This is a genomic window from Klebsiella sp. 10982, from assembly GCF_048589245.1.
In the GTDB taxonomy this organism is placed as follows: domain Bacteria; phylum Pseudomonadota; class Gammaproteobacteria; order Enterobacterales; family Enterobacteriaceae; genus Klebsiella; species Klebsiella quasivariicola.
The window spans coordinates 164,103-177,416 of the sequence record NZ_JBMAXV010000001.1 but is presented as its reverse complement, the minus strand read 5'-3'; the positions used below and the strand labels follow the sequence as shown (position 1 = coordinate 177,416).

At 50.1% G+C, this 13,314-nt stretch carries 8 protein-coding genes and 1 pseudogene; all 9 read right to left on the bottom strand.

The window, feature by feature from the left end; translation table 11 throughout:
• Nucleotides 1–91: 91 nt before the first annotated feature.
• Complete coding sequence (locus ACKLKD_RS00790; RefSeq protein ID WP_223862124.1) at nucleotides 92–715, bottom strand: hypothetical protein; 624 nt, start codon at nucleotides 713–715, stop codon at nucleotides 92–94.
• Nucleotides 712–2,253 carry a PAAR domain-containing protein gene (locus ACKLKD_RS00785; RefSeq protein WP_025713303.1) on the bottom strand — a complete coding sequence of 514 codons (1,542 nt, stop codon included), beginning with the start codon at nucleotides 2,251–2,253 and terminating at the stop codon, nucleotides 712–714. The genes ACKLKD_RS00790 and ACKLKD_RS00785 overlap by 4 nt, the downstream gene beginning before the upstream one ends.
• A 72-nt stretch (nucleotides 2,254–2,325) precedes the next feature.
• Nucleotides 2,326–2,532, bottom strand: a pseudogene (locus ACKLKD_RS00780) (ImpA domain protein); the annotation flags it as partial.
• A gap of 178 nt (nucleotides 2,533–2,710) precedes the next feature.
• A complete protein-coding gene (locus tag ACKLKD_RS00775) occupies nucleotides 2,711–6,073 on the bottom strand; it encodes an ImcF-related family protein (protein WP_080897075.1) in 3,363 nt (1,120 codons plus the stop codon).
• A complete protein-coding gene (locus ACKLKD_RS00770; RefSeq protein WP_025713301.1) occupies nucleotides 6,070–7,209 on the bottom strand; it encodes a hypothetical protein in 1,140 nt (379 codons plus the stop codon). The genes ACKLKD_RS00775 and ACKLKD_RS00770 overlap by 4 nt, the downstream gene beginning before the upstream one ends.
• A gap of 529 nt (nucleotides 7,210–7,738) precedes the next feature.
• Nucleotides 7,739–7,885, bottom strand: a complete 147-nt coding sequence (locus tag ACKLKD_RS00765; protein ID WP_227673365.1) for a hypothetical protein — start codon at nucleotides 7,883–7,885, stop codon at nucleotides 7,739–7,741.
• 109 nt (nucleotides 7,886–7,994) lie between these two features.
• Nucleotides 7,995–9,068 carry a hypothetical protein gene (locus tag ACKLKD_RS00760; protein WP_025713300.1) on the bottom strand — a complete coding sequence of 358 codons (1,074 nt, stop codon included), beginning with the start codon at nucleotides 9,066–9,068 and terminating at the stop codon, nucleotides 7,995–7,997.
• A 39-nt stretch (nucleotides 9,069–9,107) separates the two neighbouring features.
• Nucleotides 9,108–10,559, bottom strand: a complete 1,452-nt coding sequence (locus ACKLKD_RS00755) for a hypothetical protein (RefSeq protein WP_025713299.1) — start codon at nucleotides 10,557–10,559, stop codon at nucleotides 9,108–9,110.
• A gap of 2 nt (nucleotides 10,560–10,561) precedes the next feature.
• Nucleotides 10,562–13,117: a DUF2345 domain-containing protein gene (locus tag ACKLKD_RS00750; protein WP_087804614.1), complete on the bottom strand. Its 2,556-nt coding sequence runs from the start codon at nucleotides 13,115–13,117 to the stop codon at nucleotides 10,562–10,564.
• Nucleotides 13,118–13,314 lie beyond the last annotated feature (197 nt).

Below are 13,314 nucleotides of genomic sequence, written 5' to 3'. Positions count from 1 at the left end.
TGTAAAACAGATGTTGATATTATTTTACGAAAAATATATCGCGAGCAATTATCAATATATAATAATTAAATCATGTTTTTTACGGTTGCGTTTATTTAATTTTTTCCTTATTCAGATACTTTCTGTATGAATATGAGGCGGGAAATCTTTCATGCCAGTATCCGGCTTTTTTCACCGAACCCTCGAATACCCAATAATGATATTTATTCCCCGAATACTCCCTACGGATCGGCACCTCATACCTCTTATTATTGTAGATAAAATAGATAAGAAAGAAATCAATAGTTGGCGTTAAGGTCTCTTTGTCAAACTGGGTTTCGAGATATTCAGAGGATAGCTTATCTTTCATTAGTTCCCGAAACTCTTGATTATCCAGATCAGATAATACAGATAACTCTGAAAATCTTTTTTCTGAACCATTAATACCTTTCTTCAGATAAAATATTATCTGATCGCTGTTAAGATCACCAATTGGAACATAGCGGGTATTTATCACATAAAAATCATTGATTTTTATATACTGTGGAGTACTTAACCATTCACTGGCATCAAACCACTTCTTTTTCGACGGCCACTCCGGATCGTTTTCACTCTCCGGTGTCACATGCACCGCCATTCTGTATTGCTGTTGATACATAACATATCCTCCACCACATAAGGCTGTCAGCAAAAGAACAACCAGAAAGTAATATCCCTTCATTTTTAAAGAGTTCACAATGTCCACTCTCCGGGTTGATAGGTCTGTAATCCTTCTTTCAGCCCCTCTGGGCTATCCCCGGTTCCCGGCATACGCCACGCACCATTTGGCGCAATTGGACCAGCACCGCGTTTAGCGTTAGCATCTCTCGCTGTGACATCATCATAGCGTTTTGACATCTCATCATAATTTTCGGGTTTCTGGGGCGGCGTAATATCGACATCACTATTCGCCTTTTTCTTATTATATCCACTCAGGCTTTCCTCGTATTCTTCAATAACATCTTCATAATTTTCTGCTGCACGTATTTCTTTTTTCGTTCCGTAAATCGATGAATAATCCGACCGCATTTCAAACGCTCTGACACTCACGTCCCAGCAATCCGCCATCTTTTGTGCCGGACTGTTTTCCTGTCCGGCATCCATTCCGGTCAGGTCTTTTCCATCAACAGAAATACCGGCCCGGCAGGCATAGGTTGTGACAACGGCATCATAATCAAAGACAGCCTCCTGAACGTCAACGACATCTCTGGATTTAAACTCACCGGTCTTTTCCTTTCCTTTATTTTCATGATGATAATGGAATGATGCAGTGTCGATAATTCCGTGACACAGAATAACCATCTCCTTAATTACTCTGTTCTTGTCTTTTCTGCTGTTCAGGAATTTAATAAATTCAGCCTTGTCTTTCACATAAACCACGCGACCACTTAATGCTTCAACATATTCATTAATTAATTCAATGTCTTTCTCCACATATCCCTGCTGAAACATCAGGAAAATACGCTGTATAGAATAATTATCTTTATTCACTTCAGGAAAAAGCCGTAGCTGTCTCAATCCGCAGTTTACAAAACGATACTGATTCCCCATAGAATCTTTAAATTTCGTTCTTGCGGCCACCACCACAATATAATCCCGGCCAGTAATCCACTGAACATTTTCAACCGGCTCCTGCTCAGCTGTCATCAGTTCAATTTTTCTTTCATTTATCTCCTTTAATGAACCGAAGTTGCCGCCTCTTTTTTCCCAAGAATACGCCAGCTTACCAACTAACACCGTAACCTTCTCCGGCGCATCCGTATAAATTCGCTCCGTTTCCCCGTTCGGATTCGTTTTCCCTTTTCTGAAGGTACTATCACTCAGAATGAATACATAAGGGATACCCTCTAAACCAACGTCATCCTCTTTCGTTAAAAGTTTTATCTGATGGCTGTATTTTTTATTCTGCGGCTTTGTACTTGCTGCGGTAAGATTATTCGTCTTGCCTGATGTGGTATGGTTTTCCGTGCCACCACATTCATCAAACAAATCCGAAGTGGCAATCACCTGATTGTTCGCGCATTTACACGCCACACGGTCGCCGTTACCGACAAAGAGCGAATCCTCAGACCACCCACGCGCCGTGCCGACAATCCCGAACATCCCTTTGCACTTGTTACACCACGCCCTGTCGCCATTCAGCGCCAGTTTTTTGCCGTCTATGATCGATGACGTAGCGCTTGCCACATAGCCGTATGTCGTTTTATCTCCCAGTCTTGCCAGCCTTCGCGCCATAACTCCTTCCCTCTTAGTCCCCCTATGCCCTTGATCACAGACAGCAGGTATTAGTCCTTCTGATAAACGCCATCAGTCCTTATGCTGCGTGTCGCGCAGTACCGCCGCCCGTGCCGGATCCATTACCACCAGCGTTCCCAGCAGGTTTCCCATTTTCCGGGCAAGCGCCGCTTTGTCCGCGTGGCGGTGCGCCCGCAGGCGCAACAGCTTCAGTTGCCGCGTTTTTACCTCAAACAGCAGTTCCGATTCCCACTGCGTCAGCGTCAGCCCCTGCGCGGTGGATTTGTTCATTTCGTCGCGCATCAGCAAAAAAACGTCGTGATAGCAGGGGTCTTCACCCACCGGCGAATCCTCCGTCACCGGCAGCAGCCAGCTCTGCCACAGTGCAGCCTGCTCCTGTGCGACGGTCGTCGCATCCCGGTCAGAGAAACAATTCCGGGTTAACTGTTGCAGTAACTCACTCATCTGCGTTGTCCCTGTATTCTTCTGCATCACTTATGGCTTTCCCGGTCAGAAACACCTGTCCCGGCAGGCGGAAGTTTTTCAACGCCAGCAGCGCCAACGGCCCTTTACCCTGTTCGACGCGCATCAGGTAATGCAGCGGCAGGCCGTCCGGTGCTTTCCACTGCAGCTTAAAGTTACTGCTGTCCAGTTGCATCACCTGCGCCTGCTCCAGCAGACGGATAAAGCTCCAGCTTCCCCGGTGGTCGGCCAGAATTCGTTCCATATTCTGCGTGCTGGTCCAGCTCAGCGACGCACCGGGCTGCCACTGTTCATCCGGCCAGTTGAAACGCTGCCAGCGTTCTTTCTGGTTGAAATATTCCAGTTCCTGCCCATCAATCACCAGATGCGTTTTCATTACGTCGCGCGCCGGTTTTGCCCGCAGTTCAAAATGTACCCCGGCATCGCCGCTGGCAAAGACTGTGTCGGCCACATCGCGCAGGCGATTCAGGGCGCGTAAAAACGCCGGGTTGATCGCCAGTCCTTGCGTGTTCATGGTGTCAGCCACCCAGTACCGGCCTTCGCGTTTCAACATTCCGGTGAGGTTGGAGGCAATAAACTGATTTATCCGCCCGTCGTCACGCAGGTACTGCGCCAGCAGGGGAAGTGAGGCGTCATTCGCTGTGTCTTTGAACGGGTAGCGCCCGGCAAAATCCTGCTCCCAGAGGTTGACAATAGCGCGCTGCCACTGCCGGTTAAGGCTATCCGCTGCGGGCGTCAGCACCTGTCGCCATGCCTGCTCCACCGGGCTAACAAACAACGACTGGCCAAAACCACTCCATTCTTCACCCAGGCTGGCGGCTATCAGACGGCCATAATCGCGGGTATCGGTGAGGTCGACGGTTTTGCCCTGCAATACCGTCTGCGCCAGCTGCTGCATCATCTCCTGCGGGTCCGGGGCGTTGGTGACCTGTTGGAGCTTGAGGCGCACGCGGGTCACGCGGGTGAGATAAGTTTGCAGGCTGAGCTGGCTGTCGCCAGTGCCCACGGCTTTATCACCGGTCAGCCGCAGCAGCGGGGCAAAGGTTTTGTCCATCGGTCCTGTTGGTGCTTCTTCACGGGCGGCACGGGTGTTCTGCAGTGTTTTTTCTTTACCGTTAAACAACTCTTTTGCTGATTGTGTCAGCGAGTCTGACAGACTACGGCTTTCCCTTCCTGCCGCCGCCTGCCATGCCACCGTATCTGTGAGCGCAATCAGCGGCGACTGGCGGGCATCAGCCATCAGCGTCAACTGGTCCAGCACGCCGGAAAGTGAATCTTCGTGCTTCCAGCGGAGACTGTTAAGAAACGCCAGCCAGCTTCCGGCGAAGTCGGTAAAGTAGCGTTCCGTCAGGCGGGCGCGCAGCACCTCAGGCGAGATAACGGCGGATGCGTCCTGGCGACGGTCGCTGAGCACCCAGTCGATTTCCTCGCGCCGGGCGGTGACCACCTGTTCTATTGCCTCTTTTACCTGTCCTTCCCATGCCTGACGGGTAAACATTCCCGGTACGGTCTGTTCGGTACTGAAAAGCGGGTCTGTCAGCGTGTCGCCGGTCATGTCTGCCAGCGTGATATCGGCGTAGTTACGGGAGACCTGTTTCAGGACGTTCTGATAGAGGGTGTTTTCCGCATTGCGCACCCCAATCTGGCGCAGCAGAATTTTGCGTACCTCACCGGTCAGTTGCGGCTGCGGGGCGATTTTCCACTGTTGATGCTCCGGCAGATTCGCCATCCAGAAGGTCAGCAGCGACGGCAGTACGCTTTGCTGGGTGCCTTCCGGTACATCTGCATAGCGCAGATGCTCTGCCATCAGCGTGGTGCTGAAAAAGGTGGCGTCAGATTTTTCCGGGCGGGACATCATCAGCAGCGCCTTAAGCTGTTTATAACGCTGTTCTGCCGTTGCGGTGCGTTGCGGACTGTTCGGCGGCAGGGCGACAAAGGCGTTCAGTTGCTGCTGCAGGTGGGCGACCGCTACATCGCGTACCAGTCGGTTTGCCGCCTGCGCATAGCCGGGGAACGCCGCGTTCAGCATCTGAGCATTACGCTCCAAACCGAAACTCTGATACCACGGCGTACCGTGGCGGATACGATACTGCAGACGCTCAAGCTCGCCCTGCAAGGTGTGCAGCGCAACCAGTTGCTCTGCCAGCGGCAGTCGGGTATTGATGGCCCGCGCTGTGTGCGTCCCGGTTTCCTGAATCAGGGCGCGGTTGGCAAAAAACGAGGTCATCATTCCGGTCCACCATATCGCCAGCACGCAGAAGCAGGCCATCAGCGCGGTGCGCAGCCACGGAAAGCCCACGGTGCGGCCTTTTGCATTGTCGCCAGTAACGCCCGCCCACACCAGCGATGACAGCCACGCGTGGGGAGCCGCTTCCGGCACGGCGGCCAGTGGAGGGCTGAACATCAGGCCGCGCAGGTGCAGAGAAGGGAATGCGCCGCCTGCCAGCAAGGGCTTCAGGACGGTTTGCCAGTGAACGATGCCGCGCTCTGTAAGAGTGTGGGCAAGACGCAACAGAAAATCGTGCCGGTTATTGGTCAGCAACTGCGACATTCCCTGTTCCGTCAGTTGCGGGGTTTGTGCTTCCAGTTGTGTAGCCAGTTGTTCCGGTGTGCTTCGCTCCGGCAGCAGGCAGCCGACGCTTTGTAGTGTGCGCCCGGCCTGATAACCTCCGTCATCACAGACCAGCCACAGATACAGCGGAGCCTGAAAGCCAAGCAATTTTCCACCATTACCCAGTTCGCGCCAGCCCTTATCCAGTTGCGCCGTCTGGCAACTCTGTTTCTCCGTCAGCGGCCAGATAATACCGTCCAGCGGGCGGAAGCGGCGCAGTTTTTTCAGGGAGGCCAGCAGGGTGGTATCCGGCTCTGCCGACGCCTTGCCGCCATATATCAACACCGTATGGTCGCCTTCCTGCCAGCGCTGCTCTGTCAGCCCCGGCGCGATGGCTTCCACCTGCTCAGGCTCGCCCGTCACCAGCAGCAGACGGACCTGACGCTGCCAGAACAGACCGTAACGGTCGCGAAGATGAAAAAATAGTTCAGAATACAAAGATGTTCTTTGCCCAGGTTCATAACGAATTTCTTTTTCCGGGTATTCCCCCTGTTCCTCAGACTGCCGCCGTTCCCTGCGAACCCTGTATAAACGGGAAAAATACCAGGATGCCCGCAGAAAAATAAACGACATTATGCCAGCCAGCCATATATAAAACTTATTTTTATCCCCGGTTAATCCAAAAAGATCACCAAAACGCCAGATAATAAAACCCAATACAGCCGCAAAAAGCAGGAGCAGCAATACGTCTGCAATAATCGTTAACTTATTGTTTGCAGATTTCATGAAGCCTCCACCGGGTGGACAGTAGTAATTATCCAGTCGTCTTCATATCTGGCCATCATCAGATAATCTGATTTTTGATAAGACGCCGCCGAGACTGCTAACGCCGCAGTTAACCAGACCGAATTCAATCCGGGTAGACCACTGAGGCTTTCCATTACGTGGATATTATCAACTTGTAATTTCCCTTCTTTTTCGTTGAAGCATTGAAGAATACTGCCGCTGACGGGTAACAGACCAGCGCAGTCCCCTGTCAGTCCTGTGGCATTTCCGGCTATTTTTTGCGTATCAATAAAAATATCCAGATCTTTATCAAAACGATCGGCTACCACAACCATCGGACGAAAAATTCTGGCTTTTTCATCCAGTTGATATTTTTTTACTACATCATCTGCTGCGAATAAAAAGGAAACTATGCCATCTGAATAATTTTCTTTGCCGTTAAGCTGTAAAACCAGAACAATATATATTTTTTCTTCTGTCACTTTCAGCCAGACGTCAAGTTGTTCAAATAAAAGAGAAGGAACAAGACGGACAGATCCGGACGGCAACATGATGTTCATCTCCTCCAGCACTCTGGAAAAATCGGCCTCCATACGGGTATATTCTCTTTCATTACAGTCCGTAAGGATAATAAACTCTTTTGCAATCCGAACGGGAAGATTAAAAATATCATTTTCATCAATAAGAAGAGTAAAGAAAGAAAACCAGTCATTAGTTTTCCATGTAAAATAATCAATCCTCACGGATAAACCATACATTACCTCTGACTGATTGTCTGATAGTGACGATCCATCCACTTCGCCGGGAAGGAAAAGTTTACTGCCCAGCACAGAGACATAACGGCCTCCCCATTTTTCCCATTCTGTGTTGATATTATTGATGTTATGCATTATTACCGTATAATTTTGCATGGCTCTGGCATAAAAATATATTTGTAAACAGAAGAGGAAAAGACACAGGATTAGAGGAGAAAATAAGATTAATAAAGTAACATTATCTCTAATGATTTCATCACGAAAGAGATAAAAGAGTAGCAATAAAAACGCACTAAGAATAAGGAAGGTGAGAAGCCATTTATAAAGAGGTATTTTCACTGGGCTATCTGGCTCTTCAATATGTTTTCTTTTCCATGCCATAAAGTTTATCCATTTAATAAAAATAAGTCATCAATCGGTGGAAGGTATTGGCAGTGAGCTATTTAAGAATGTAAATATGCTCACCTTCACCAGTCATATTTACCTTGCGATCTATAAAAACCAGTTTCCGCCCACATGTATCTTCCATCTTTCATTATTGATAGCGCCTGAAGTATGATTTTTGAAAATGAATTCATTAAAGCCAACTTCATTCAACTCGAAATAAACAGCTTCACCACCGTTTGAACATGATTTTATCTTTATCAGGTGGCGTGATTAAACGGAAAAATACGTTACGCTAAATGTCACTGTGACACATTCCAGTTATTGAGCGCATCTGTCAGATTACAGCGCCCCGTTTTCGTCTCCATCACGTCATACATATTAAATACATAATTGCCATTTCCGGTATCTTTGACGTTTCCGATAAACGCAAAATACATCGACTGGCTTTTACTCTGATTAAACGTCTGGTACGCTTTTTCTATATTTTCTTGATTAGCATCTGCGGTCCTGACTATTTTCATTTTTAATGGCGGGCTGTCGCAACGGACAAAAAAATCTCCTGATTTTCTTTTTTTAACATGCCCCAGAAAATATCATTATAATCCTCAGCATATGCATTGCCTGCTAGAAAATATATAAAGAACAGTCCTGTCAATAATGATTTCAGCATTACGCTTTCTCCTGTCAGAATAAAATCCCTTTTATGTCCCCAGTGAATGTAGGGGACATTATTTCTTTCTGCGTTTTTATCCCCGCCTGCCATTTCTTTCTGACGGACGTTATCCCGCTTCAGAAACCCACACCGGGCCGCCGTCGTGTCGCGCCATCAGGGACCACAAAACATGAAACTTTTCGCCTTGTTTATGCTCCTCCTCCATTATTCTGTCTTCCCATTCCGGCATCAGTTCCCCCTGCTCCAGCGTTACCGTGACCGGTTTGTCCTCCACAAAAATCGACCATTCACCGCCGTGTGGACAGGGTTCGCCGCTGGACGCGCTTATCCGCTGCTGTTCCGTGATGTACTGTTGCTGGCGTTGCGGCCAGTTGTAAAGCTCCTCCGGGGTTCCCCGCGGGAAAAAGCCTTCCAGCGGCACGTTGATAAACCGGTTTTTCACCCGCCGTATCCGTATCCAGTTGGTTTTTGTCCATGCCCCTTCCTCCCAGTAATACTCCTGCTGACCAACATCATTGACATACTGAGTTCGCATACGTCCCTGCCATGCATCAGGAATATTCTCCCTCAGATACATCAGGCGCGCCCCCGCATCAAGTAGATCCGGCAGGTACAAACCGTCAATCGTCACCGGATCGCCTTCCCGGAGATACACGCTGTGATCCAGTTCATAGAGTGGCAGTTGCATAGGTAGCGCCAGTGGACCATAAAGACTCTCTTCATAGTAATAAGTCAGCGAACCTTCGTACCAATAACCCGTCGAAGTGTCTTTTATCAGATCATCATAGAACCCCGCCCGCCAGAGTAGTTTCTGATATTGCTTCTGAGCTACATCAGGCATCCAGTTCGGGAAATAATCTATCAACCCCCGCCGATCACTACTGATATTTCCCCCAGAATGCAGTGCATTTGGATCGTTTTGCTGACGCTGTAGAAAATCATAATGTACCGACTTTAATGTACCGCGAATATTGGGCAGTACCCGCCCCCCCCAGACAGCATCAATCTGTTCATACAGCGGGCGCCGACGGATATCCAGAGGCATGCTTTTTGCCCATTCAGCCACCTGATACTCACATAACTCAACCAATGTCCGCCACGCCTCATAACGCTTCCGATAATATTCCACCGACATTGCTCGCTCTAGCAGCCAGCACTCTTGGGGGTGCAATATCGCCATATTACCTCCTTCTTTATTTATCAATCTTTCCTGTGGTTATCACTCTTCAGGCACGAAAATTTTAGTTTGCAACTGGGGAATGCCGATATACATATCTACTTCATCAGAAAAATCCCTATATCCCCACCCTGTGTGCTGACGTTTCCCCAGATAATTCAGATTCAGATCGGCCGGGTCTATCACTATCTGAATTCCCCCACCTTCCAACACTATGTCCACATTTTTACCATTATCAGTCACTCTACGCGACTGTGAGGCAGCGGGACCTTCCCAGACTTTCATTGTGGTGCCTGGCGGGACGGTATACACCACATATTCGCCATTTTCATTCCAGCTCTTCCATACCGCAAAACGTCGCCGCCACTGCGATTTGCTTTTCAGAGCCATAAACTCAGCCTCACGCATCCAGCAAAAACTGTTATCACTACTGGCAGGATCCAATACACGGTACAATTTTTCATTCTGTGGCAGCTCAACATAACGCATTTGATGAAAGCTTTTTATATTATCTTCCGATAAAGCAGGCCAGCCTTCCTTATCCTTTTCCAGTCGCATCAGACTCTTCTGCTCTGCGCTCGCCTGTTTCAGCCCTGGATATTTCTCAGTTACCCCCACATCCACCCAGTCCGGCTTATTATGAACCAATAACTCAGCCTCTTCTGCATCTTTAAGACGAGCCGGGCGATGCGGATTAGCGCCAGTATGAGCCTTATAATAATTATCGCCTTCCTGTCGTAGACGCGAGGCCAGCTTTTCCAGTGTCTCATTCAGCGGAGCCAGTGCCTTCTCCAGCATAGTATTGGCCTGACTACGAATAGAAACCAGCAATTTCCAGGTCGTCTCAATCGGCTGGCGAATAGATTCCGGCCCCCAAGATTTGGCTTTATCCAGCAGGCTTCCAGTGACTTCCATTAATTCATCAAATTTCGTCAACAGCACGGACACATTTAGCTGCGCAATCAGCTCTCTGACCTGCTTCTCGGCATATTGGTAGGGGTTATAAATCTTCATATATTTCATTGTGGCCTGCACTACGGTCATATCAATGAATCTGTTAAATAACGAGACAGCAGCATCAATAGCTTTTAAGGTTATCTTCCCAGAAAGAGCAGCTTTTCTTATCGAATTAAATAGCACTTTGAAAATCCCTTTAATCAGGGAACCCGCAACTGGAATAAGACCAACCAGAGTGAGGATCATTGCCACCCATGCCCAGGTGGTATCTGTTTTTTTATCGTTTCCTTCCTTTATTTTCATGCAGTTAGCAACCAGATCACGGACATCGCAAATCTGATCCACCAGAGGGATCATAGAAATAACAGTACCTGTTACTACCTGCCCGGTACTCTGGTTATCGTTAAAATCTCCCTGAATGGTTTCCCAAATCCACTGCCCGGTCGCTTCAATTTTCTTCTGTATGCCAGAATACCAGCTTTCTGGTGGCGGCTGATAAAAAGCCAGCGCTCTGTCTAAATCAGTGTCTGTATCCATTATTATGCTCCCTGTCCATCCGTCCCTAATTCAGCATCTACTGCGGCAAGCAGGGACGAATAGGGATCCCAAGGTTTGTCCGGTTCCGGCTCTGGAAATTCGTATTCCACCGTTGCTGATTCGGGGGGAACATTTGTATGCAGTGCGTACCCTTTATCATCTAACATGCCCGACAATACAGCCCCTGACTCAAAAGCGATTTTGTACTTCGCGCCACCAATGGGAATACCATCCCAGTCCCGCAGATCCAGCGACAGATCGTAATTACCTTTTCCCGGCAGCACAGGCATCTCAACCGGCAACTGCGCTTTACTCATCTTCTGTACATTCGCTGATTTCAACAGGATATTCTTCGGTCCTCCTACCTCCACCCCGCCGCCGCTCAGCCTGATGTACGCCTTGCCGCATTTCAGCACAAGTTCCTTCTCTGCCTCTATCTCCACCACATCTTCCGTACTGCTTATCTTCATCCCATGGCGCGATGTCAGCCGCATTCTCTCGTTCTGAGCCTCCACTTCAACTTTTCCCTGGTTTGCGTACAGCTTCATCCCTCCCTTGCGCGCAAATACACTCACCGCGTCTCCCGCCGAGACAGTCACCTTCTCCATCGCCCCTGCATCAATATTTGTTCCCGCCATCAGCCCTATACTGCTCTCTCTTGAACCCAGTCTGACGCCCTTTGGACTTACAATCCCCACGCCTTCCGGCGCGCTCAGCACTATCCCTGCCTTTACAAGCTCCGACAGCGCGCCGTTCAGCGACGTATGCCCATCAAGATCCGCACCATGCGCATTCGCCACCTCCGCCGCCTGTGACAGACTTTTTGCTATCGATAACGCATTTTCCAGTTGCGTTATTGCTGCCTGCATATCCAGTACCTGCCCCTGCGCCTTTTCCTGCGCATCGGCGCTGATAAAGACACCTTTTTTCGCTCTTATCGCACCCCACATATCGGTGCGCAGTTCGAAACCCTCACCGCGCTGCTGCTTCCCAGCATCCACCAGATGTCCCAGGTTCAGCTGGCTCTTTCCGCCGTACTCTGTGCTAACCTTGATGTGCTCCTTACCCCGCTCATCGTCCAGCCGGATTTTGTTATTCGCCGGGGTGCGCAGCACGTTGCGCTTATAGTTCTGGATGGTCACATGGTCGGTGTGCGCCGAGTCGTGTTTCACCCCGGCGATATATGGCCTGTCCGGGTTGCCATCCTCAAACGCGATGCTAACCTCGGTTCCCGCCAGCAGCGGCAGGTGCAGACCGTAAGTATCTCCCGCATAGGGGCGTGACTGCCGTACCCACAGGCTCTCGAAACCCGGCTTCCACGTATCCCGGTCAAAGTCCAGGTTCACTCGATAGCGCCCGTCTTTGTCGATATGAGCGTAGATATCATTTGCCGTGGTGCTGGTCACCCGCGCCGGGAGTGTCCCTGCCATCACAGGCCTGCGGATGAGAGGAGGGCGGTAGCCGTAGCGTTCGGAATAGGGGATGGCGGTGAATGTCAGTTCGTAGCTGCGGTCTCGTGCTGCGCTGGCGGTAATCCCGGTTATCAGAATGCCCTTGCGGAATACCTCTGGCGCATCATTACCCTCGACCTTTATCTCCAGTCCCGGCATCAGCAGAGAACTGGTGCTCTGTCCCTTCAGGATGGCGCGTCCGTTCAGGTAGCGTTCGTGGCGGATACGCGCATAGAATGCACCACTCTCCGGCGTCGCTTTGTCACCCGTTTTCAGAAAATTGTCAGCGTAATGATAGGCTTCACCGTAGGTGGTGTTATCCCCGCCTGTTACGTCAAACTGGCCTGTTGTCATCTCCGCCATCGCTTCACGGTAGTTGTAATCCCGCGTCGTGACGGACCTCGATACCACGCTGTAGGCCGTGTTCAGACCCCACACTGCTTCGGTTCCGCTGTCGCTCATCCCCGAAGGGTGACGCAGCGGCAGCGTCAGGCCGCGCTCATAGCCACTCTGGTCGTCGTAAAACTCGATAACCCCGATTTTCAGTCGGGCGTCGGTACTGAACCGGAACCAGATACCCACCTCCGACAGCAACCGTGAGATGAATGTCAGATCGTCTTCGTCGTACTGCATGACCTGCTCGCGTGACGGGTAGTCGCTTTTCAGGTTAAACACAAAGTCCTGACCGCGCATCTCATGCCGCTCGCGGAGTATTTTCTCCACGATTTGCGGCACCGTCTGGTTCTGATAAATCGCGTTCTGATGGCTGCGGGACAGTAGCGCCAGACGGGGCTCCAGCCGCACCTCATACCGCGCCTCGTCCCGTGAGGAAGACAATTGCTTAAATCCTGTGATCACCCCGTACAACGTACGCAGGGGAGTCTGCGTCGGTATCCCTTGCACCGGCGGGGCGGTCAGGCTGAATGCCCCGTCCTGCATCAGCACCGACTCCGGCGCAATAGACTTATCGCTGCTGGTAAACTGAATGTCATAGCGGAACGGGGCGCTTAATTGCTCCTTGCCTTCAAAGGACAGTACGTCCACGCCGCTGCTCAGGCCGCGGATTTTTAACGCGTGGTGTGAGTGGTCGAAGTTCTGTACATCCATCGTGGGCTTCCTTATTTCGTAACAAATTCCACAGAATTTCCTCTTGCGGGGCCCTGTTCAGGCACGCTACCGCCCATAGCCATGACCTCGTGCCCATCAGGTTTACATCAGGCTAAATTGTGAATAGCGGTTGCTCGGTACCGGTACCACCGATATTCAGCGAGCCGCATATCGAACCCGTGCCAAAAAAGCAGAAG